This window comes from Micromonospora sp. BQ11, assembly GCF_052068135.1.
GTDB lineage: Bacteria > Actinomycetota > Actinomycetes > Mycobacteriales > Micromonosporaceae > Micromonospora.
The window spans coordinates 480,214-502,401 of record NZ_JBQHDB010000001.1; the positions used below are offsets into that span (position 1 = coordinate 480,214).

Here is a 22,188-nt window from a genome sequence, read left to right on the forward strand (position 1 = left end):
CCGGACGTTGCCGGACCGGGTGCGGCCTGCTGTGATGGGCGGTCATGGGGGTCGCGGAGGTGCACCGCACGGTCGAGGCGGTCTGGCGCATCGAGTCCCGCCGGGTGGTCGCCGCGCTGGCGGGCCTGGTCCGGGACGTCGGCTGGGCCGAGGAGCTGGCGCAGGACGCCCTGGTGAGCGCGTTGGAGACCTGGCCGCGCGACGGCGTGCCGACCAACCCGGGGGCGTGGCTGACGGCGGTCGGGAAGCGGAGGGCGATCGACGGGCTGCGCCGCCGCGCACTGCTCGACCGCAAGGTCACCGAGCTGGGCCACGAGTGGGGCGACGACGCGTTCACCCCGGACTTCGACGCCGCGCTGGACGAGCCGATCACCGACGACCTGCTGCGGCTGGTCTTCACCGCCTGCCACCCGGTGCTGACCCCACCGGCGCGCGCCGCCTTGACCCTGCGGGTGATCGGCGGGTTGAAGGTCGAGGAGATCGCCCGCGCCTTTCTGGTGCCGGAGACCACGATCGGGCAACGGATCACCCGTGCGAAGAAGACCCTCGCCGACGCGAAGGTGCCGTTCGAGGTGCCCGCCCCGGCCGAGCGCGCCGAGCGGCTCGGCAGCGTGCTGGAGGTCGTCTACCTGATCTTCAACGAGGGCTACTCGGCCACCCGCGGCGACGACTGGATGCGCCCGCAACTCTGCGCCGACGTGCTGCGACTGGTCCGCATCCTCCAGGGCCTCATGCCGGACGAACCCGAGGTGCACGGCCTGGCCGCGCTGCTGGAGATCCAGGCGTCCCGGACCGCCGCCCGCACCGACGCCCACGGCGAGCCGGTCCTCCTGCTCGACCAGGACCGCAGCCGCTGGGACCGCCTGCTCATCGGGCGGGGCCTGACCGCGCTGGACCGGGCGCGCGCCGGGACCGACCAACCCGGCCCGTACGTCCTCCAGGCGGAGATCGCCGCGTGCCACGCTCGGGCGCGTACGCCGGCCGAGACGGACTGGGCGCGGATCGCCGCCGGCTACGCGGAGCTGGCCCGCGTCGCCCCGTCGCCGGTCGTGGAGCTGAACCGGGCCGTCGCGGTGTCCTTCGCCGACGGCCCGGCAGCCGGCCTCGCGGTGGCGGGGGCGCTGGTGGACGAGCCGGCGCTGGCCGGGTACCACCTGCTGCCCAGCGTGATCGGCGACCTGCTGGCGAAGCTGGGGCGCTACGACGAGGCGCGCGCCGAGTTCGAGCGGGCGGCCACGATGACCGGCAACGAGCGGGAGATCGCCCTGCTGCGGGACCGCGCCGCCGACTGCGCGCGGGGGGTCGCGCCGACCCGCTGAAAAAGGTCGCCGGCGGGTGTCGGATCCATGCCCGGTCGCTCGACGCGTCAGTGAGAACCCACCTCGTGGAAGGACCTACCGATGCGCTTCATGATCATGCACAAGCTGGACCAGAACATCCCCGGCGCGTACTCGCCGGACGCCGCCTTCATCGCCACGATGGGCGCCTTCGTCCAGGAGATGGTCGACGCCGGAGTGCTGCTGGCCGGCGACGGCCTGCGGCCCACCAGCAAGGATGACGCCGCCCGCATCACCGTCACGAACGGGAGGTCGACGCTGACCGACGGGCCGTTCGCCGAGACGAAGGAGCTGATCGCCGGGTTCCTGATGGTCGAGGTGCGGGACAAGGCCGAGGCCGTGGAGTGGGCGAAGCGGTACGCCGACCTCTTCGCCCGGACCATCGGCGAGGTCGAGATCGACATCCGGCGGGTCACCGAGATGGCGGATCTCGAGGCGCTCGCCTGATCGTCGGCCGGCGGTGCGCCCAGGGACGCGGCTGCTGGGGCCGGAGTTGTCTCCGGCCCCAGCACCGATCTTCACGGATCAGCTCAGCCGCTCACCGCGGGTCAGCTCAGCCGCGCGCCTCGCCGTCCCGGCGCCGGTACAGGACGACCAGCATGCTTCCGAGCAGGAGCAGGCCACTGCCGAGCGCGACCGGGACCACGAACGACGGACCGCTGAGCGAGTCACCGGTGATCGGCAGCTTCGTCACCGTGGGCGTCGCGGTCGGCGTCACCGTGGGCGTCGCGGTCGGCGTGACCGTGGGAGTCGCGGTCGGCGTTGCCGTGGGCTGCGCCTCGAAGCCGCACACGAACCAGTGGCTGATGCCGAACGGCTGATCATTCTCGGGGTTGATCGGCGCGGTCATGTTCTCCACGTCGATCGGTCCGACGAATGGTCCGTCGTACACATTGGCGTCGGGGCCGCCCTTGACCACGATGCCGGTGGCGGTGAAGTCGTCGTTGATCGTGACGTCCAGCTCCAGGCCGGTGACGGTGCCGCTGCCGGCCTCGTTGCTGTCGTTTGCCGGCGAGGTCGGGCTACCGAGGATGATCGCGCCGGCGAGGCCGGCGCCCGCGCAGGTCGTGACGTTGCCCTCGACCAGTCGCGGCTCTGGTGCCTCGATCGCACGAGCCGCGCGGCCTCCGATGGGGATCTCTTGCGTGACGGACTGGGCCCATGCCGGTGTGGTGACCGACAGGCCGATCAGGGACGTCAGGAGCGCCCCTCCGGCGAAACGAGCGAGCGGATGCAGCCGCAATGGAACCACCTTGGTCTGTAGGAGTTGGTCAGCAGGCACCAAAACGGACATACCTGCATAGACAACACCTATAGGCGTGGGCTGCGTTGTCGCTGGTCAAACGCCTTATTGAACTCTAAAGAGTGATGTGCCGCGGCCTGTGCCGTCAGACGCGCGCCGTCCGGACGCGGCGGCTCGACCATGTGCCGGCTGGTTGCGGACGGCCCTTTCGAGCTGAGTCACCGGCGACATCACGGGTCGGGGGGCGAAGCGGTGTCGCCCCGCGACCGGCCGCGCGCATCCGTGAGTCGTTCGCGACATCAGCTCGACAGGGCCGTCGCGCCGGTCTCGCGGCACGGCGGCCTATTCGGGCTCGGTGTCCTCGTGCGGCCACCGTGCCAGCTCGGCAGAGAGCCCTTCAAGAAAATCGTCGACCTGTCCCACGGCGTATCCGCGCATCGCGATGGGCAGCTTCCTGCGGGCGGTGTCGAGTTTCGCCCGGGCCCCGTGGCGCTGCGCCGTGTTGCCCGAGACAAGCGCGTCCTGGGCCTGCCGGATCAGGTCATCCACCCGGGCGGGCTCGTACCCGCGCAACCCGACGGGGAAGTCCGGCGTATCACCTCGCGCCCGGCGGAGCTGCCGCATGTTCGTGAAACGATCTCCGGCGAAGCGGACCAGGGCTGCTGCCACCTCATCCACCGGTTCCCTGACGTCGTCGAGTTCGAGGAGGACCAGACCCGACCGGCCGTCGACCGAGCTTTTCCCGTCGAGGGGGCGATCGATGGTCGACCCGGCCGGTACCAGCAACAACGTCGGGGACGTCGGCTTGCTGCGGCCGATCGTCGGCACCGGCTCGTCGAGGACGATCGCGTCGATCTCGGCCCAGGACACCAGCCGGTTGAGCCCTGCGGTCCGCAGGGTCAGCCCGTCCGCTCCGATGTGGAACCGGAACGGCTTGAGCTCATTGACGACCACCGTACCGCTCATCACCAGCGCGAGGCCGCCGAGAATCCACGCTCCGACAGAACCGCCGCCGCACAGCACCACGAGCACGCCCACTACCGCGAACAGGATGCCGAACACCAGGACACGCCGGCTTCTGTGCAGTTCCACGCCCGTACCTCGATCCTTTTCCGGGTTGTCGAGGAGAGGATCGCACGGTGCGGCAAGGAGTCCCGTGCCCGCGCGGCGGCCGAGGTCACCTGCTTCCACCGCTCAACGACACGCGTACCTGTGGCCGGATCCGATGGTCGCCGATCGGTCGAGGCGATTCGGCGTATCGGCTGCACTTGTCGGTACCCACCGCGCTGACGAACTCGTCCCCCGACTAGCTGTTTGATCAAGCAAACAATCTCTTTGACCAAGCAACTAATCTCTTTGATCATGCAACCAATCCGGCCGGCTGATGGCGTGCCGGTAGCAGGCTTGCGCAGGGTATTGCTGTGCAACAAGATCACTCACACTCTCCGGCCAACGGCTACCCGCAGACGCCGGACCCGGCTCAATCCGAGCCGCCGACCGCGCCGTACCCGGCCCAGCCTGCCGCATATCCGCCGCCGGCAGCTCCGCACTCCGGCCCGCCCGCCACGTATCCGCCGCAGTCGGCGGTGCCGTACTCGGCGCCACCGGCGGCCTACCCGGCCGGCCCCTACCCGCCCCAGGCGCCTGTCGCGCCGCAGCAGGGCTATCCGTACCCGGCTCAGCCGATGCCCTATCCGCCGCAGTTCGCCGCGCCCGCGCCGCCGCCCGTCTACACCCGGGAGTACATCGGTGCCGGTTTCCACGTCCTGCACATCACGCTCTCCGTGTGCAGCGGAGGGCTCTGGCTGCCGGTGTACGGCCTGCTCTACTACAAGAAGTCGCGCCCGAAGACGGTGACCACCTACGGTCGCTGACGTCGCCGAACGGCGCGCATCACGACGTCGGGCATCCCCGGTCACGACGGCACCGCTGAGGAGTGGTCGCCTCGGTGCCGTCCGGGGATGCCCGACACCACGCCACGTGATGCCCGCGACGGGCCGTGCCCGGCAACGGACACCCGTGTGGGCGAACCCCGACGAATCTGGTGGCCACCGACGGATGACCTGAGCAGCTTTCACCGCTAGCGTCGGTCTGATCTGGACAGTCACCACTCGGGAGGACACCCCATGAAGAGAACCGCCCGATGAAACCCCGGCCCCTCGCCGCCGCAGCCACCACCCTCGTACTCGTCGCCGCCGGCCTCACCGTCACCAGCGGCACCGCCGTCGCCCACGGCCGCGGCTACTCCGCCCTGATCCAGCGCGCCTCCTACGGCGTCCCGCACATCACCGCCCGCGACTTCGCCAGCCTCGGCTTCGGCGTCGGCCACGCCCAGGCCGAGGACAACATCTGCCTGATCGCCGAGCAGATGGTCACCGTCAACGCCCAGCGGTCCCGCTGGTTCGGCGCGGACACCCGCAATGTCAGCAGCGACCTCTTCCACCAGAAGGCCATCGACGACCGGTCCGCCGAGCGCTGGCTCGTCGGCCGCCGCGACGGCGTCCACGCCCCCTCCGACGAGGTACGCGACCAGGTCCGCGGCTTCGCCGCCGGCTACAACGCGTACCTGCGCCGCAATGGCAACAGGATCACCGACCCGGCCTGCGCCGGGAAGGAGTGGGTACGTCCGATCACCGAGCTGGACATGTGGCGGGCGAACTGGGCCCGCATGGTCCGTGCCAGCTCCGGCGCGCTCGCCGACGGCATCGTCGCCGCCGCCCCGCCCAACGGAACCAGCGCACCGGCCAGCGCCCCGCAGGCCGAGGCCGTGGTCACCGCTCGCGACGGCGCGCCGGCCGGGGTGGGCAGCAACGCGTACGGTCTGGGGCGCGACGCCACCGCCAGCGGCGCCGGCATGCTGCTGGCGAACCCGCACTTCCCGTGGGACGGCGGCGAGCGCTTCTACCGGGTGCACCTGAAGGTGCCGGGCCGGTACGACGTCGAGGGCGCGGCCTTGGTCGGCGACCCGATCGTCGAGATCGGCCACAACGGCCGGGTCGCCTGGTCGCACACCGTCTCCACCGCCCGCCGCTTCGTCTGGCACCGGTTGGCCCTGGTGCCCGGCGACCCGACGAGCTACCTCTACGACGGCCAGCCCCGGAAGATGACCGCCCGCACGGTCACCGTGCAGACGTCCGCCGGACCGGTCAGCCGCACCCTCTACGACACCCACTTCGGCCCGGTCGTCGTGGTGCCGGGCACGTTCGACTGGACGGCGCAGGCCGCCTACGCGATCACCGACGCCAACGCCACCAACAACCGCGCCCTCGACGGCTGGCTCGCCATGGGTCGGGCCAGGTCGGTGGGGGAGCTGCGGGCGGTGCTCGACCGGCGGCAGTTCCTGCCCTGGGTCAACGTCATCGCCGCGGACCGCGACGGCAGGGCCCTCTACGCCGACCACTCCGTCGTGCCCCGGGTCACCGCCGCGCTCGCGGCCGCGTGCATCCCGGCCCCCTTCCAGCCCCTGTACGCCAGCAGCGGTCAGGCCGTCCTCGACGGCTCCCGGTCGGCGTGCGAGCTGGGCCGGGATCCGGACGCCGCCGTTGCCGGCATCCTCGGGCCGGCGAACCTGCCCGCGCTGGTCCGCAAGGACTACGTGACCAACTCCAACGACAGCTACTGGCTGGCCAACCCGGCCCAGCCGCTGGAGGGCTACCCGCGCATCATCGGCGACGAGCGGACGCCGCGCAGCCTGCGTACCCGGCTCGGCGTTCTCCAGGTGCAGCAGCGTCTCGCCGGCACCGACGGGCTGCGCGGCAAGCGGTTCACCACGGGCAAGTTGTGGGACGTGACGCTCGGCAACCGGGCGTACGGCGGCGAACTGGTCCGCGACGACCTGGTCCGGGTCTGCGAGGCGCAGCCGACGGCCACCGCCTCCGACGGCAGCACCGTCGACCTGACCGCCGCCTGTGCCGCCCTGCGCGGCTGGGATCTGAAGGTGGACCTGGACAGCCGGGGCGCGCACCTGTTCACCGAGTTCGCCCTGGCCGGCGGGCTGCGTTTCGCCGACCCGTTCGACCCGGCCGCCCCGCTCACCACACCGAACCGGCTCGCCGTCGACGACCCGAAGGTACGCACCGCCCTGGCCGACGCGGTCCGCAAGCTGGCCGGGATCCCGCTCGACGCCCGACTCGGCGACATCCAGACCGAGCCGCGCGGCAGCGAGCGCATCCCGATCCACGGCGGGCGCGCCGAGGCCGGCGTCTTCAACATGATCATCGGGGTGTTCCAGCCCGGCGTCGGCTACCCGAAGATCCGGCACGGCACGTCGTTCCTGATGGCCGTCGAGCTGGGCCGCAACGGGCCGTCGGGCCGGCAGATCCTGACGTACTCGCAGTCGGCCAACCCGAACTCGCCCTGGTACGCCGACCAGACCCGGCTGTACTCGGCCAAGGGCTGGGACACCGTCAAGTTCACGCAGAAGCAGCTGCGGGCCGACCCGAACCTGGTCACGTACCGGGTGGGGGAGCGCCGCTGATCCAGGGGTGTGCGGGCCGGTGGTCGACGCCGGCCCGCACCTCTCGGCCTGTTCACTCGACGGCCTCGGCCAGGCGGGCGGCCAGGTCGCGGACGTGTGCGATCAACTGCACCGGCTCGTGGACCCGGAACCGAAACCCGATCAGCGCCACGTAGAGCGCCAGCTCGTCCAGCGAGTTCGACCCGGTGTGCAGCAGGCAGCTGTCCGCGTCGAGGGCTTCGACCACACCGATGGTGGGTGCAATCCGGTCGGCGACCATCTCGGCCGGGGCGTACAGGGTGATGCGCGCCCGGTGGCGGTAGGGCGCGGAGGACACGCCGTGGGAGAGGTAGCCGGCGAGGTCGACATCGGGTGGCGTCCGCGGGGTGAACCGGGGGCCGCCCGGGATCCGCGGCTGGATCCGGTCGGCGCGGTAGGTGCGCCAGTCGCGGCGATCGGTATCCCAGCCGACCAGGTACCAGCGGCGCCCGGTGTGGACGAGGCGGTAGGGCTCGGTCTCGCGCAGGGCGGTGCTGCCGTCGTGGCGCCGATAGTCGAACCGGAGCCGCTGGTGGTCGCGGCAGGCGGCGGCGATCGTGGTCAGCACGTCCGGGTCGACGGTCGGCCCGCCGTCGGGAACCGTCACGGTGACCGAGCGGAGCAGGTCGACGCGGTGCCGGACGCGCGACGGGAGGACCTGGTCGAGTTTGGCGAGCGCCCGCAGGGAGCTGTCCTCGATGCCGGTGACCGCACCGCGTACGGCGGTACGCAGCCCGACGGCCACGGCGACCGCCTCGTCGTCGTCGAGCAGCAGCGGCGGCAGTTTCGACCCGGCGCCGAGCCGGTAGCCGGCGGCACCGGGGGTGGCGTGCACCGGGTATCCGAGGTCGCGCAGCTTCTGAATGTCGCGGCGGACCGTGCGGACATCCACGTCGAGGCGCTCGGCCAGGTCCGTGCCGGTCCAGTCTCTGGGGGTCTGCAGCAGGGACAGCAGGCGCAGCAGCCGCGCCGAGGTTTCCAACATTCCCGAAGCTTGCCAGCAAGCTAGGGCGGAACCTGTCCTAGCTGCTTCCTAGCGTGGTGGTCATGACCGACGAGATCACCCCGTTCCGGATCGACATCGCCCAGGATCGCCTCGACGACCTGCGGGAGCGGCTGGAGCGCACCATCTGGCCCGCCCCGCTACCGGGCGACGACTGGGACACCGGCGTGCCGACCGGTTGGCTGCGGGAACTGGCCGACCACTGGCGTACCGGCTACGACTGGCGCGCCGCCGAGGCGCGGCTCAACGCGTACCCGCAGTTCACCACCCTGATCGACGGGCAGCGGGTCCACTTCCTGCACGTCCGCTCGCCCGAGCCGGACGCCTTCCCGCTGGTGCTCACCCACGGCTGGCCCGGCTCGTTGGTCGAGTTCCTCGACCTGATCGGGCCGCTGACCGACCCGGCCGCGCACGGCGGCAACCGGGCCGACGCGTTCCACCTGGTGATCCCCTCCCTCCCGGGCTTCGGGTTCTCCGGACCGACCGCGGACGCCGGCTGGGACACCGACCGGATCGCCCGGGCCTGGGCGGAGCTGATGCGTCGGCTGGGCTACGACCGATACGGTGCACACGGCGGCGACATCGGCGCGGCGGTCAGCCCGCAACTCGGGCGGGTCGCCCCGGACCGGGTGGCCGGCGTGCACGTCAACGGCGGCCCCGGCCCGATGCCCCCGATGCCGCTGGCCGAGGAGGAACTGGCTGCCCTCTCCGACCTGGAACGCGACCGGGTCCGCCGGATCGAGGCGTTCATGCGTGAGGAGTTCGGCTACATCGCGATCCAGTCCACCCGACCGCAGACCCTGGCGTACGGGCTGACCGACTCCCCGGTGGGCCAGCTCGCCTGGTTGATGGACAAGTTCCGCGAGTGGACGCACCCGCGCGAAGCCCTGCCGGACACGGTCGTCGACCGCGACCGGCTGCTCACCAACGCGACGATCTACTGGCTCACCGGCACCGCCGGCTCGGCGGCATACGTCGGCTATGCCCAGGAATCCGCCTGGGGCGTCCAGCAGGAGAACTCCGGGGTGCCGACCGGAGCGATCGTCTTCGCCCACGACGTCGGCATCCGCCGCTACGCCGAGACCGAGAACACCATCACCCGCTGGGTGGACGTCGACCGGGGCGGCCATTTCGCCGCCCTGGAGGAACCCGAGCTGCTGACCGTCGACCTGCGGGACTTCTTCCGGGACCTCCGCGGGTGACCGTTGCGGCTCCGGCCCGGCGTCACGCGGGCCGGAGCCGCCCCGGCCGCGAGGTGAAGCGCTTCCGCCGCGCCGCCGTCAGACGGGCGTCAGGGCGCGCCGAAGTCGGGGACGGTGAGGGTGCCGTCGTCGGCGAGCGGAAAGCCCGGGTTCCAGGCGATCTCCCAGACGTGACCGTCGGGGTCGGTGAAGCAGCCCGCGTAGCCGCCGTAGAACGTCTCCCGCGCGGGCCTGGTCACCTCCGCCCCGGCGTCCGCCGCCGCCGCGAGCACGTGGTCCACCTCGGCCGGCGAGCGGACGTTCTGGGCCAGGGCGACGCCGCCGAAACCGCCGTCGCCGCCCGTAACGCCCGCGTCCTCGGCCAGCTTGTCACGCCCCCAGAGCACCAGCGCCAGACCACCGGCCTGGAAGAAGACGGTCTCCTCGACCTCCTGGCCGCGCCAGCCGAGCCGCTCGTAGAAGGCCCGCGCCCGGGCCACGTCGGCCACTCCGAGCGTGATCAGGCTGACCCGCTGCTCCATCAGGTCACTCCGGGGCGTGACAGACGGCCTCGACGTTGTTGCCGTCCGGGTCGCGGACGAACGCGCCGAAGTAGGTCGGGTGGTACTCCGGCCAGACCCTCGGCGCGTGCAGCACCTCCGCTCCGGCGGCCACGGCCGCGTCGTGGAACGCCCGCACGGCGGCCCGGTCCGGGGCGGTGAACGCGATGTGCGCCTCCTGGGCCGTGCCCTCGCCCGCGACCGCGCTGATCCAGAAGTCGGGCTTCGTCGCGCCGTAGCCGATGTGCTCGCCGTAGTCGAGCATCCGCTTGGCACCGACCGCGGCCAGCACGGTGTCGTAGAAGGCGGTGCTGGCGGCCAGGTCACGGACCTGGATGCCGAGGTGGTCGAGCATGGAGTACCTCCGTGGGGCGTCCGGCGTCGAGTCGCGCCCACGCTAACCCCGACCACCGACATCACCGCCGATACTTGACAGTAACGGTCCGCCGATCGACTGATCACAATGCGTACGAGCGTCGATACGCTCGGCTGCAGACTTCAGGCGAGGAGGGCACCGTGACCGACGATCAGCAGTCCGACGCCGACATCCGACCCGCCGCGCTGCCGCCCCCGGCCGACTGCGCCATCGGCTGGCAGCCCAGCGCGCTCGCGCCGGTCTTCTACGGGTACCGCGACCACACCCCCGCACAGGGCGCCCCGACCCGGGTGCGGGTCTTCTATCCCAGTATCGCCGGTACCCCACACAACGCCGCCATGCTCACCGGCTGCGGGCGGTACCCGCTGATCGTGTTCGCCCACGGGCATTGTGACAGCGACATGGACCACTTCCAGCGCTGGCACCGGATGCCGGCACACCTGGCCCGCGCCGGGTACGTGGTCGCCGTACCGGAACTGCCCGGCATCGAGATCCACCCCGTGCAGGCCACGACCACTCAGCAGGTCCTCGCCGGCACCCTCACCTGGATGCGGAACGGCTGGCCCGACCGCGACCGCCTGCTGCCCGCCCCGGCCACCGGGCTGGCCGGCCACTCGTACGGGGCGCTGCACGTCGGCATCCTGGCCACCCGGGTTCCGGTCGCCGCCGTGGCGTCGCTGTCCGGGGTGTGGAACGACTGGCAGCCCGGCTACGGCACGAAGCCGATCTTCCAGGGCACGGTGCCGCGCTTCCTCGCCTGGGGAACGATCGAGGGCGACGGCCGGCTCGGGGACCCGGACTGGAACGCCATCGCCCGCCCGAAGCACCGGGCCGTGTTCGCCGAGGCCGAGCACTACGACTACCTGCCGTACAACCAGCAGTTGCCCTGCCGCCCGGTAGCCGGTCCCTGCCCGCACGTCGGGATGGCCACCGACGACCTGCTCACCATGTTCTTCGGCAACTACCTACCCCCGGAACTCTGGCCGGACCTGCCGGGCCGGATCCCCGACAACCTCGTCCCGCCGCCGCTGAACCTCACACCCGAGCAGCGCTTCTACGCCGGCGGCGGCTACCTCACCGGGCTGTCGACGTTCAACGCGTCCTCCTCCTGCGCCGTCACCATCTCGGTGGAGCTGCCCTTGAACAAGACCGTCCCGATGGTCCGGGAGATGCTCCGGCCGGATGCCGACGCGGCCGTGCGCGCGGCCGGGCTGGTGCCGGTGTTCAGCGGGTCGAGCAGCCTGAGCGCCTGGGTGGCGAGTCAGTCGCCGGCTCCGGGGACGAAGGTGGTCGCCGGCAGTCAGGTGCGAATGACCATGCAGACCGGTCCGCTGCCATAGACCCCAGCGGACGACGAGTGGAGGCGGCAGCGTCGCAATTGGCAAATTCGGTCCGGCGCAACAACTAACGGCGCGACATGTGCAGCCGGCAATTTGCGAGTCAGCTATTGAGGCATTTCGAGAATGGTGGCGAACCGCTCCCACGGCCTCTTCTGGTGATCTGGCCTGCGATCTTCCTACGCTGAACGAGATTCCCGACATTCGTCGTGCCGCACATCGCGAGGTGTTCCATGGTCCATGCCATTCGTTTTCGTGCCGCCTTCGTCGTCCTTCTTGTCGGCCTGGTGCTCGTCGGCACCGGCCCCGCCCCGGCGTGGGCGGCGATGGGGGATCGCGCCGCGGCCCGGCAGGAGCTGGCGCGCTTCCTCGCGGCACATCCGGGCGGGACGGTGCTCAACGACAACGAGGTCAGCTACCACGGTGGCGCGCTGGTGGTCACCCTCCGGGCACCGGTCGGGACCTACGGCTTCGCCGACTGCCCGTGGGGCTGGTTCTGCTTCTACGAGTGGCCCAACTACGGCTATCCGCGCGGCAAGCTCTCCTCCTGCGGCTGGCAGAACCTGGCCACCTGGCAGTGGCAGTTCCGGGTCGAGTCGGCGCACTACAACCTCGGCAGCGGATACGTCGCCTTCCGGTATGGGTACGACACGGAGCTGTTCCGGGTCAGCGCGAGCAACCGTGTCCGCAGCGACGCCGCGCCCTGGCGAAACTGGGCCAACTACGTCTACCGGTACTGCCCCTGACCGCCGCCGTCAGCTGCATCTGGTGTCGGTGGCGTCGGTCCGGGTGCTGCGCAGGTAGAGGTGGGTACTGAGGATCGCGCCGTCGGCGTCGGTCAGCTCGTGGCTGAGCAGCCTGCCGCCGTGGTCGAACAGCAGCGTGTCCCGTCGGCCCTCGCGGTCCTCGGCCTGGAACGCCAGCCCCGGTCGGTCCGTACGGTCGGCATAGGCGCCCAGGTACACGATCCCCGCCGTCCCGGCCAGTTCCTGGATGAGCGCGGCCCGCTGCGCCGGCACGAGGGGGTGGAAGTGATGGAACCGCGCGACCAGGCGCAGCATCCCGGTCGCGTCCTGTAGCTCCGCCGGCTGCTCCGTCCACTCCTGCGCCACCTGGTCACGCAGCTCGTCCGGCTCGTCCGCGGGTAGGGGCGTCACGTCCGTCAGGTCTCCCGCCTGGTACGAGGACCGGGTGGTGCGCGTGGGCTCGGCCCCGTCAAGGTCGGTAGTGACCCGGACGCCGGACAGGCGGGGAGTGAACCACAGCCGGTACTCGTGGTGGCTGGTCCGCTCGTCGCCCCCGGGGGTGGTGTTCAGTGACCACACCTGGAAGCAGGTGAAGGCGTACCTGCCCTGCGGTCGCGGCTCCCGGAGGGCGGCGACGTCACGGGCGAGGTCGTCGAGCCGGCGATCCGCCGGTGGAGGGCCCTTGCGCCCGCCGGGGGGCCGTCCCGGGGCGGAGGAGAACCCCCGGCCGGGTGTCGGGTCGAGGGTCCGTTCGGGAGCGGCGTCCTGCTCGCTCCGCCGGTCGACCAGCGTCGCCGCCAGTCCACCAGCCCCACCGACCGCCAACAGCCCGGCGACGGTGGCGAGCCAGATGCGTACGCGTGCCCAGCGTCTTACGCGGCGTGGCGGGTCCGGTGGGTCGGGGAGATCCTGGGAACGGCGCTGCTGGGGGACCGGCAGCGGGGATGTCGAGAAGGGCTTCCACCTGTCGGTCCGGGCCCGGGACGAGCCGCCTGCCATCATGCCGACCGGAGGTGATGCGGCCAGGGCGGGCGCGTTGCCGACCGGCCAGGACGGTAGGGCCTGGTGCGCCTCGCCGCCGGTCAGGCCCACCGGAGCCGTCATCTCCCGTGCGCCCTCACCGGCTGCCAGAAGCGGTGGATGCAAGAGGGAGTCGTGCGACCAGACCGGTTCGGACGCCCGCTGGCCCCACCGGCGCTGGTCGATCCAATGGTCCGACGGCTTACTGTCCCGCTGTCCGGCCCCGGTCCCGCGCGTGTGGAACACCGGTAGGTCGGTGGCCGGAGGCGGGGACAGCGCCGCCTTCAGGGCATCGCTGGACGCGCCCGCCAACCCGGCGCGGTACGCCTCCAGAGCCTCGACCGCCAGCCGCCAGCACCACTCGCGTCCCGCCCCACCGATGCTGTCGAAGGTGAGACAGATCAGTGCGTGGCTGACCAGGGACAGCAGACGCTGGGCACGCCACTCGGGGCCGAAGTCGCCCGCTCGGGCGTAGTTCCGCCCGGCTTCGTCGACGACCTCGATGAGTTCGGCGAGCGGGTGGAGCAGCTTGCCCGGACGGGGGACGTCGGGGTCGATCAGGTAGTGGCGCAGGACCTCCGCCTGGTCCCGGGGGAGTGCGCGGTCCCGGTCCGACGGGTCGCTCGGAGCGACCGCGCCGAGCAGGAGGGTCACCAGCAGGAAATCCAGATCCCGGGTCAGTGGTGCCCCGGCCTCGTAGCCGCCCGGATCGACGAGCAGGAACTTCGCCGGCTGCGGCCTGCCCTTCTCGTACGGGATGAGGATGTTGCCGCCGTGCAGGTCGCCGTGCGTGTGCCCGACGATGTGGACCACCGGCTCCCGCGCCAGGAACGAGTCACCGGTGAGCAGGTGCAGAGGATTCGATCGGACCCGCCCGTCGATGACGATCCACTGATGGTTGCCGTCCGGTGCGCCGAGCTCCCGTGCGGCGGCCCGAACCTCGGTCACGGAGGCCATCGCGACGACCTCCCGCTCGACGAACGCCCCGACGGTGGCCGAGGCGGTAGGCACTCCGGCCCCGTCGGTCCCGTTCCAGCCGTCCAGCAGGCCGGCCGTGATCGACCGGAGGGCGGCCGGGCGCTCGTCGTCGCTCAGCTCGGTGAGGGGCGCCACCCTGTCCCCGCCGTTGGCCACGCGCTGGAACAGCAGGAAGCGGCCGTCGCCCACGGGATGCCAGGTATCGACCTGCTCGACGATGTGCACGGCGGCGAAGTCGAGGTTCGACGACCGCGCGCGCTGGTGCCCGCTGCTCTCCCGGGTTGCCGACTCCCTGGAGAGCGCCTTGACGAACAGCTTCTGGGTCGTGTTGTGGGACCACTTCCGAGCGGGGCGGGTCACCGCGACGCAGAGCAGGACGGCCTCGGTGTGGTGCGGTGCGTGCCGGAAGGTGGTGACCAACCGAACGGAGCCGCCAGGGCCGGCGTACTCCTGCAACGCGGCGAGGATCTGGGGGTCCGCGCCGCTGGGGTCGACGTCGAGTCTCTCGCCCATGTCCGTCGTTGGACCTTCCACGAGGAGAAGCGGACGCGGTGAAGTGTGGGGTGTCGTCCGGGTAAGTGGCATGCGTGCCTTGTGGGCCGAGTCAATGTAGCTGAGCTGCGGCTCAATCCGGTAGCAGTTCGCAGGCGGATGTGAATCCTACTAAATGGTAACAACATGATCACCAAAGGTGATGTCGCGGAGACGGAAGGTGACATCTAGCGCCCTGGATTTAGAATCGGTTACCGGACCCCGGAGGCCGACGTGACCGAGCCCGTCAAGTCCCTGCTCAGCCGCCAGACCGATCCCGAGATGATGGTCCTGCTGCGCGCGGCCTCCGCCTGCCACGCCCGAGCGCAACGCCTCGACAACCTCCGGATGGCACTCTCTGTCGCACTGGGGGTGGCCGGTGCGGTGGTCGCCTTCACCGGTGTGTTTTCCAGCGCCGTGACGGCGATCGGTGCGCTCTGGGCCGTGGCCCACGCGGTCGGCCTCGGCACCTGGTCGCGAGGTCAACTCGGACGCGCGGCCGTCCTCCAGGAGATGTTCGACGTCCGTCTGTTCGGTCTGCCGTGGAACACCGTGGCCGCCGGGGAAGAGGTGGGTGCGGCGGAGGTCAGCCGGCTGCACCGTGCCTACCGCGGCGACGAGCGGTACCTCGTCGACTACTACGAGATCCCGCCACTGCCCGCGCCCTACGATGTGCTCGGCTGCCAACAGCAGAATCTCGCCTGGGGTGCCCGCGTCCGCCGTCGGTACGCGTACACGGTGCTCGGCGGATCGGCGGCGTGGTCCGTGGCCGGTGTCGTGCTCGCGGTGACCGTCGGCCTGACGGTCTCCCAACTGCTGCTCCAGTGGTTCGTGCCGTCGCTCGGAGCCCTGCTGCTCGGCCTCGAGATCTATCGCGGCCAGCGCGACGTGGCAGCCGACCGGGAACGTGCGCTGGCCGTCATGCAGTCCCGAATCACGGCGGCGGTCCAGCGGGCCGACACCGTGGATGTGTCGACGGAACTGCTGATCCTCGCTCGGCAGATCCAAGACCTGATCTTCCGCAGCCGTCAGGTGCAGGCCCGCGTACCGGACTGGTTCTTCCGGCGGTTCCATGCGGCGGACCGGCTCGACTTCCAGGCCGCCATGGCGACGCTCACGCACCTGTCGCAGCGCGGTCCCCGGCTCGCCGGTCCCGCCCGGCCCAACCCCCTGTCGTAGGCCGACGGTGGGCAGCCAGCGCGTATCCGCTACGCGCCCGCCCGGTCCGGGCCCGTTCGCTCCTGCGGGAGGCGATCCCGCAACGTGCCGCCCAGCCCCAGGTGCTTCTGGTCCACAGCCGTGAACTGCTCACCTGCCCGGCGGCTGGTACGTCACGTTGATCTGCGTGGTTTCGTCCACCTCGGCCGGAGTCAGCACCGGAACGACCCGCGTGTCCAGTCCACCGGCCGCCCGGATGGCGATCGCCAGGGCGGCGGCGGTCTTGTGGTCCGGCAGTTCGCACAGCACGTACGTGTCGTCCTCGCCGAACCCGAAGTGCAGCGACTCCATCCGCCCGCCGGCATTCTCGATCAGCGCCTGGACGACGTCGGCTCGCTTGGTTCCGCCGTCCGCGGTCAGCCCTTTGAGCCCTTCGGCGGTGTAGGTCGACATGAGCAGGAATTTCGCCACGCCCGGATCACCTCCGCATGGTCGCTGGGTTGACGGTGTCGCCCGGCCGGTCAGCGGCCCGGTGCCTGGTACGTGACATCCACTCCGGCCGCCGCGTCGAGTTCCCCCGGTGTCAGCAGCGGAACCACGGTCGCCTCCACCCCGCCCGCCCCCCGGACGCGGATGCCGAGGGCCGCGGCGGACACCTGGTCGGGTAGCTCGCAGATGATGTACAGGTCGTGCTCGCCGAAGGCGAAGTACAGCGCCTCCACGCGTCCGCCGGAGTTCTCGATCAACGCCTGGACGACCTCGGCGCGCGTCGTCCCGCCGTCCTTGCCCAGCCCTTTGATCCCCTCGGCGGTGTACGTCGCTGTGAACAGGAACCTGGCCATCCCGGCATCGCCTCCCCGCTGGTCCCGCCGCAGGTACCCGTTCCGACCCCGGCTAGTCGTCCGCCGGTAAGGTCCGGGAACGCCGGGAAGGGGAGGTGGCAGGGATGCTGCGACTGGAGGTGCCGCCCGCCGTCGAGGCGGAGCGGGTCATCACGGCCGTGCTCGCCGACCTGCGCTCCGGCGACCACCGCGGCGTCGTCGTCGACTCGCCGCCCGGGGCCGGCAAGTCGACCCTCGTCGTACGCGCCGCCGTCGAACTGGCCGCCGCCGACGAGCCGTTGATCATCATCGCGCAGACCAACGAGCAGGTCGACGACCTCGTCGACCGCCTCGCCCGCAAGGCACCCGACCTACGGATCGGCCGGCTGTCCGCCGCCGACTACCGGCCGTCCGACCGGGTCAAGGGGCACGAGCAGGTCCGGGTCGCCGCGAAGGTCGCCGACCTCGGTGGTCCGGCCGTCATCATCGGTACGGCCGCCAAGTGGGCCACGGTCAGCGAGGGCTCCTGGCCGTGGGCGATCGTCGACGAGGCGTACCAGATGCGCTCGGACGCCCTGTTGCGCGTGGCCGGCAGGTTCGAACGGGCGCTGTTCGTCGGTGATCCCGGGCAGTTGGACCCGTTCTCCACGGTCGAGACCGTGCGCTGGACGGGCCTGAGCTGGGATCCGATGCAGTCCGCCGTGGCGGTGCTGCTGCGGCACAACCCGGACCTTCCGGTGCACCGGCTGCCGGTGTCCTGGCGGCTGCCCGCCTCGGCGGCGCCGGTCGTCGCGGAGGCGTTCTACCCGTTCACCGGGTTCCGCGCGGGCACCGGCGTTCTCGACCGGGCACTGTCGTTCACCGAGGCCGGGCCGGGGGACGCGTTGGACGCGGCGGTGGACCTGGCCGCCTCCTCCGGCTGGGCGCTGTACGAGCTGCCGGAGCGGTACACCCCGCGTACCGACACCGAGGCCACCGCCGCCTGCGCGGCCCTGGCGCTGCGGGTCCTGGCGCGCGGCGCGGTCGCGGTCTCCGAGCACGCGCCGGCCGGCGCACCCGTCACCGCGGACCGCATCGCCGTCGGAGCCGCGCACCGCGACCAGGTCGCGGCCATCCGGGCGCGGCTCGGCGAGGCCGGTGCGGGCATCACCGTCGACACCGCCAACCGGCTCCAGGGCCGGGAGTACGACGTGACGATCGTGCTGCACCCGCTCTCGGGACGGCGGGACGCGACCGCTTTCCACCTGGAGTCGGGGCGGCTGTGCGTGCTGACGTCGCGGCACCGGCACGCGTGCGTGGTGGTGGCGCGGGCGGGGATCGCGGAGTTGTTGGACGCGCATCCGTCTACGGAGACGGTGCACCTGGACGTGCCGGTGAAGTTTCCGGATGGGTGGCAGGCCAACCAGGCGATGCTCGCGCGCCTGGCCAGCTCCGGCGTCCGCTAGCGCCACGCGACACGGGCCGAGATGCCGGAGGGGCAACTAGCCGAGTTATAGCATCGATGCTATGGCTTGGGGTAGCGTGGAGCTGGAACCAGAAGTCCGAGAGTGGCTGGAGGGACTGCCGAGCGCAGATTTTGCCCGGGCGGCGTTCTACATCGACCTTCTCGCCGGCAGGGGTGTGCTGCTCGGCGAGCCGCACACCAGACAACTCGACGGGAAGCTGCGGGAGTTGCGCTTCTACCTGGAGCGCGAGGCGATTCGGGTGACGTACTGGATCGCCTCCGACCGAAGAATCATCCTGCTGACGGTGTTCCGCAAGACGCGGATGCGGGAGGACCGGGAGGTCGAGCGGGCTCGTCGGGCACTCGAACGGTGCGCGTCGGAGCGACATACGGTGAACGAGGGGGCAGAGCGATGAGTGATCGCATCGACTGGAACGACCTGCGTGATCGGCGGATGGCGGAGCCGGGTGCCGCGGAGGCTTATGAGGCGACCCGCATCGCCTTCGAACTTGGTGAAGAGGTGCGGCACCTGCGGGAGCGCAACGGTTGGAGTCAGAGCCAGCTTGCGCAGGCGGCCGGCATGACGCAATCCGCTGTCGCCCGCTTCGAGGCCGGGGGGACCGTTCCCACGTTGCCGGTCCTGGAACGCCTTGCGCGGGCCCTTGACCGGAAGCTGGACGTCAGGTTCGCGCCGAACGCGGATGCCGCCTGACGAGCCCCTTGTTCAGGCGGCGATCGCCCGGGCGGTCGTGTAGACGTCGGCGGGCAGGGGGTGCGCCAACTGCCAGATGATCCGCATGGGCCGGTCCCCGCTGTGCTCCCGGTAGGTCATCGGGCCGGCGTACAGGTACGCGGGCGCGCCCAGGTCCCGGTCGGGCACCTTGGACTCGCGGACGAACAGGTGCACCGTCGAGCCGCGTGAGGCGTGGTGGATGTAGCGCTGCCCGGTCGCCGAGGCCGCCGACGTCGTGCTCTGCGACTCCCACTGGAACAGCTCGTCGGTGATGGCCCGGTCGGCGTACATGGTGGTGGGGGAGTAGTGGTGCTCCGACTTGACCAGGGTGACGAAGAAGAGGTCCGCCTGTTCCGACTCCAGCCACTTCACACCCTCGCGCAGCGACCCCGGGTTGGCCATGCCGAAGGCGGCGCACGCCTCATTGCGGCTGTAGCGTGCGTGGACCCGTAGCGGCACCGCACCCGGCAGTGGCTCCGGGGTGACGCGGTGGATCCGGTCCCGCAGCACCTCCGCGACCTGGCGCAGTTCGACGCAGCGGGCGGGTTCCGCCCAGAGCCGCGCCAACCGTTCGTCGCGCGAGGCCAGCGGCGTGTTCGGCCCCCACAGGTCGAAGTGCAGCATGTCCCAGAGTCGCCCGAGGTCCGGCCGCTCCCCGGTCGCCACGCGGGCCAGCAGGTCCACCCGGTCGGGGTCGTCGATGTGCAACATTCGACCGATCGCCCGGCCCAGCTCCCGGTCGTCCGCGCCGGGCGGCGTGGTCTCTACGCCGGCGAGCCGCCGCAGTCCCGTCCACCCGCCGATACTGGCGGACCGATAGACGTCCTCGACCTCGACACCGGTCTCCCGTAGGAAGTCGGCCAGGCTGACGTCCCCGAGCTGCCGCAGCTCGGCGACCAGGCCGTTCTTCGACGTCGGCAGCGCCGATTTCAGATTGGTGAGCACGACATCCTTCGCCACCCGGTCCAGCTGCACGTGACAGCCACTCGGCAGCGACGGGAAGTCCTGCTCGACGGCCTCCTTGACCGCCTTGCGACTGACCCCGGTCAGGGCGCGCCAGCGCAGGTCGAAGCGGAAGTTGGCGTGCTGGCCGCCGATGAAGTCCAGCACCGTCAGGCAGGGTTTGTCGTCATCGAGGCGCAGCCCGCGGCCGAGCTGCTGGAGGAAGATTGTCGCGCTCTCGGTGGGCCGCAGCATGAGAATCGTGTCGACCATCGGCAGGTCAACGCCCTCGTTGAACAGGTCCACGGTGAAGAGCACCTTGAGCGTGCCGTTCCTGAAGTCTCTGAGGAGGGCTTGCCGCGCAGCGCCGTCGACCCGCGACGTCACCGCCGCCGACGCCACGCCGTGCTGGTTGAACCAGTCCGCCATGAAATCGGCGTGCCCGATGCTCACGCAGAACCCCAGCGCCCGCATCCGCCCGGCATCGACGGTGTCCCGTACCGCCCGCAGCACCATCCGCGCCCGGGCGTGGTTGCCGGTGTAGACGCCGTCCAGCTCCGCCGGGTCGTACCCCTGCCCGCGCTTCCAGCGCAGCTGCGACAGATCCGTGTCGTCGTGCAGCCCGAAGTACTGGAACGGCGCCAGCAACTGCCGCTCCAACGCGTCCCACAGGTGCAGCTCAACGGCCGCGCGGCCGTCGAACCACCGCCGCACGTCGCCGCCGTCGCTGCGGTCGGGGGTCGCCGTCAGCCCCAGGAGTACGCGGGGACGCAGCCGGTTGAGGAGACGGGCGTACGTCGGCGCCTCCGCGTGGTGGAACTCGTCGACGACGACCATGTCGTACGCCTCGGGGTTGATCTCCCGACGATGCAGCGACTGGATGGAGGCAAAGACGTGCCGCCAGTGCTGCGGCTCCCTGCCCCCGACGAGCATCTCCCCGAAGCTGCCGTCGCCCATGACTTGCCGGAACGTCGCCAGACTCTGCCGCAGGATCTGTTCCTGGTGGGCGACGAAGAGAAGCGAGTCTGTTGTGCCCGCCCTGCGCAGCCGGCGGTAGTCGAGGGCGGCCACGATGGTCTTGCCGGTGCCGGTCGCCATCACCACCAGATTTCGGTGCCGGCCATGTACCTCGCGCTCGGCGTGCAGGTCGGCCAGGATCTCGGCTTGGTACGGGTACGGCCGGACGTCCAGGTTCACGATCGGGGTGGCTGCCTCGCCTGGCCGCTCCCCAGTCAGCGCCATCCGGAGGCGATCGGCGTCCCGGCCGGGGTGGTAGTCCTCGAACGCCGGGTCGTTCCAGTAGTCCTCGAACGTGGCCGTGAACGTGTCGATGACGTGCGGCTGCTCGATGTTGGAAACCCGGACGTTCCACTCGACGCCGTCGACCAGGGCGGCCTTCGACAGGTTCGACGAGCCGACGTACGCGGTGGTGGTGCCGTTGTGCCGGCGGAACAGCCATGCCTTCGCGTGCAGCCGGGTGGTCCGCGTCTCGTAGGACACCTTGATCTCGGCGCCCAACTCGGCGAGCCGGTCGAGGGCCCGCTGATCGGTCGCGCCGAGGTACGTGGTGGTGATGACGCGCAGCCGGCCTCCTCGCTGCATCAGGTTCCGGATGGCCGGCCCGACGATGCGTAGGCCGTGCCACTTGATGAACGCGCAGAGCAGGTCAACCTGCTCTGCCGAGGCCATCTCGTGGGTGACCTCGTGGCCGATGCGGGGCTGGTTTCTGCCATTGACCAATAGAGCGCCGGTGCTCAGCGGGGTGGTCGGGCGGGTGGGAAATATGGCCTGAGCGGGCGGGGTGGGTGGGGCGGCGATGGCGTGCAGGAGGTGCTTGGCGTCGGTCACCTGGTCCTGTGCCGTGGCCGCCTGAGGGCTGATCGCGGCGATCGAGTCGGCGATGCGGTTAGCGAGGTCGATCTGGTTCTGGAGCTTGTTGTCTCCGCCGGCGACGGCCTTGAGGGCGCGGTGGGTCAGGGCGGCGATGTGACGGGCGAGGGCGTCGGGGGCGTCGGCGGGGTCGAGCTTGTCGTGCTGAATGCAGGCGGGGTCTACCTGCTGGAGGCGGGTGGCCAGGTCGCGGGTGATCAGGTGCTCATAGATGCCCCGCTCAAGATCCGTCACTCCGGCAAGGTAGCCGGCCTCGATGGGTGGCCGCTGTCCCCTGCTAGGCCTGCTTGCAGCCGCTGTCGGGTCTACGACGGTTTGCGTCCATCATCGGCTTCCCGTCGCCTGCCCGCCAACCCGTCTGGCGGTCCGCCGACGTCCTCTCGCGGGATGAAG

Annotated in this window: 20 protein-coding genes; 11 read left to right on the plus strand and 9 right to left on the minus strand. The window is 71.0% G+C overall.

The genetic code is table 11. From position 1 onward, the window contains the following. The first annotated feature begins 44 nt into the window (after positions 1-44). Complete coding sequence (locus tag ACTMSW_RS02335; RefSeq protein ID WP_441178736.1) at positions 45-1,319, plus strand: RNA polymerase sigma factor; 1,275 nt, start codon at positions 45-47, stop codon at positions 1,317-1,319. A gap of 81 nt (positions 1,320-1,400) precedes the next feature. Then, complete coding sequence (locus ACTMSW_RS02340) at positions 1,401-1,784, plus strand: YciI family protein (protein ID WP_441178737.1); 384 nt, start codon at positions 1,401-1,403, stop codon at positions 1,782-1,784. A gap of 106 nt (positions 1,785-1,890) precedes the next feature. Here ACTMSW_RS02340 and ACTMSW_RS02345 read toward each other — a convergent pair whose 3' ends face one another. Next, positions 1,891-2,580: a hypothetical protein gene (locus ACTMSW_RS02345; protein WP_441178738.1), complete on the minus strand. Its 690-nt coding sequence runs from the start codon at positions 2,578-2,580 to the stop codon at positions 1,891-1,893. Between the two features lie 342 nt (positions 2,581-2,922). After that, on the minus strand, positions 2,923-3,771 hold the full coding sequence (locus ACTMSW_RS02350) for a hypothetical protein (RefSeq protein ID WP_441178739.1): 849 nt from the start codon (positions 3,769-3,771) through the stop codon (positions 2,923-2,925). Positions 3,772-4,001: 230 nt separating this feature from the next. On the opposite strand from ACTMSW_RS02350, the gene ACTMSW_RS02355 reads away from it, so the two are divergent. Both ACTMSW_RS02355 and ACTMSW_RS02360 read left to right on the plus strand, forming a co-directional pair. Beyond that, positions 4,002-4,454: a hypothetical protein gene (locus ACTMSW_RS02355; protein WP_441178740.1), complete on the plus strand. Its 453-nt coding sequence runs from the start codon at positions 4,002-4,004 to the stop codon at positions 4,452-4,454. Between the two features lie 269 nt (positions 4,455-4,723). Beyond that, on the plus strand, positions 4,724-7,057 hold the full coding sequence (locus ACTMSW_RS02360; RefSeq protein ID WP_441178741.1) for an acylase: 2,334 nt from the start codon (positions 4,724-4,726) through the stop codon (positions 7,055-7,057). A gap of 52 nt (positions 7,058-7,109) precedes the next feature. Here ACTMSW_RS02360 and ACTMSW_RS02365 read toward each other — a convergent pair whose 3' ends face one another. Beyond that, the gene (locus tag ACTMSW_RS02365) at positions 7,110-8,060 is read right to left on the minus strand and encodes a helix-turn-helix transcriptional regulator (RefSeq protein ID WP_441178742.1); all 951 of its coding nucleotides are present in this window, start codon (positions 8,058-8,060) and stop codon (positions 7,110-7,112) included. A gap of 62 nt (positions 8,061-8,122) precedes the next feature. On the opposite strand from ACTMSW_RS02365, the gene ACTMSW_RS02370 reads away from it, so the two are divergent. Then, on the plus strand, positions 8,123-9,280 hold the full coding sequence (locus ACTMSW_RS02370; RefSeq protein ID WP_441178743.1) for an epoxide hydrolase family protein: 1,158 nt from the start codon (positions 8,123-8,125) through the stop codon (positions 9,278-9,280). 89 nt (positions 9,281-9,369) lie between these two features. Here the strand turns inward: ACTMSW_RS02370 and ACTMSW_RS02375 are convergent, their stop codons facing one another. Both ACTMSW_RS02375 and ACTMSW_RS02380 read right to left on the minus strand, forming a co-directional pair. Beyond that, positions 9,370-9,801 carry a VOC family protein gene (locus ACTMSW_RS02375; protein ID WP_441178744.1) on the minus strand — a complete coding sequence of 144 codons (432 nt, stop codon included), beginning with the start codon at positions 9,799-9,801 and terminating at the stop codon, positions 9,370-9,372. A 4-nt stretch (positions 9,802-9,805) separates the two neighbouring features. Continuing rightward, a complete protein-coding gene (locus ACTMSW_RS02380) occupies positions 9,806-10,174 on the minus strand; it encodes a VOC family protein (RefSeq protein ID WP_441178745.1) in 369 nt (122 codons plus the stop codon). Between the two features lie 161 nt (positions 10,175-10,335). On the opposite strand from ACTMSW_RS02380, the gene ACTMSW_RS02385 reads away from it, so the two are divergent. Both ACTMSW_RS02385 and ACTMSW_RS02390 read left to right on the plus strand, forming a co-directional pair. Further along, positions 10,336-11,535 carry a PASTA domain-containing protein gene (locus tag ACTMSW_RS02385; RefSeq protein WP_441178746.1) on the plus strand — a complete coding sequence of 400 codons (1,200 nt, stop codon included), beginning with the start codon at positions 10,336-10,338 and terminating at the stop codon, positions 11,533-11,535. Positions 11,536-11,765: 230 nt separating this feature from the next. Continuing rightward, complete coding sequence (locus ACTMSW_RS02390; protein ID WP_441178747.1) at positions 11,766-12,278, plus strand: hypothetical protein; 513 nt, start codon at positions 11,766-11,768, stop codon at positions 12,276-12,278. Positions 12,279-12,287: 9 nt separating this feature from the next. Here the strand turns inward: ACTMSW_RS02390 and ACTMSW_RS02395 are convergent, their stop codons facing one another. Continuing rightward, a complete protein-coding gene (locus tag ACTMSW_RS02395) occupies positions 12,288-14,789 on the minus strand; it encodes a hypothetical protein (protein ID WP_441178748.1) in 2,502 nt (833 codons plus the stop codon). A gap of 252 nt (positions 14,790-15,041) precedes the next feature. Here ACTMSW_RS02395 and ACTMSW_RS02400 point away from each other — a divergent pair, with 252 nt between their 5' ends. Next, entirely contained in the window at positions 15,042-15,986 is a 945-nt protein-coding gene (locus tag ACTMSW_RS02400) for an S-4TM family putative pore-forming effector (RefSeq protein WP_441178749.1), read from the plus strand. Positions 15,987-16,115: 129 nt separating this feature from the next. Here the strand turns inward: ACTMSW_RS02400 and ACTMSW_RS02405 are convergent, their stop codons facing one another. Together ACTMSW_RS02405 and ACTMSW_RS02410 are read right to left on the minus strand one after the other, a co-directional pair. After that, positions 16,116-16,418, minus strand: a complete 303-nt coding sequence (locus ACTMSW_RS02405; protein WP_441179045.1) for a GYD domain-containing protein — start codon at positions 16,416-16,418, stop codon at positions 16,116-16,118. A 68-nt stretch (positions 16,419-16,486) separates the two neighbouring features. Beyond that, positions 16,487-16,807 carry a GYD domain-containing protein gene (locus tag ACTMSW_RS02410; RefSeq protein WP_441178750.1) on the minus strand — a complete coding sequence of 107 codons (321 nt, stop codon included), beginning with the start codon at positions 16,805-16,807 and terminating at the stop codon, positions 16,487-16,489. Positions 16,808-16,911: 104 nt separating this feature from the next. On the opposite strand from ACTMSW_RS02410, the gene ACTMSW_RS02415 reads away from it, so the two are divergent. The 3 genes from ACTMSW_RS02415 to ACTMSW_RS02425 all read left to right on the plus strand — a co-directional run bounded on the left by ACTMSW_RS02415 (position 16,912) and on the right by ACTMSW_RS02425 (position 18,942). Then, on the plus strand, positions 16,912-18,231 hold the full coding sequence (locus ACTMSW_RS02415) for an AAA domain-containing protein (protein WP_441178751.1): 1,320 nt from the start codon (positions 16,912-16,914) through the stop codon (positions 18,229-18,231). Positions 18,232-18,292: 61 nt separating this feature from the next. Beyond that, entirely contained in the window at positions 18,293-18,646 is a 354-nt protein-coding gene (locus ACTMSW_RS02420; protein WP_441178752.1) for a type II toxin-antitoxin system RelE/ParE family toxin, read from the plus strand. After that, entirely contained in the window at positions 18,643-18,942 is a 300-nt protein-coding gene (locus tag ACTMSW_RS02425; protein WP_441178753.1) for a helix-turn-helix domain-containing protein, read from the plus strand. Before ACTMSW_RS02420 ends, ACTMSW_RS02425 begins: the two co-directional genes overlap by 4 nt. A 12-nt stretch (positions 18,943-18,954) precedes the next feature. Here ACTMSW_RS02425 and ACTMSW_RS02430 read toward each other — a convergent pair whose 3' ends face one another. Continuing rightward, positions 18,955-22,029 (minus strand): DUF3427 domain-containing protein, encoded by a 3,075-nt coding sequence (locus ACTMSW_RS02430; RefSeq protein WP_441178754.1) that lies wholly within the window; start codon positions 22,027-22,029, stop codon positions 18,955-18,957. Between the last annotated feature and the right edge of the window lie 159 nt (positions 22,030-22,188).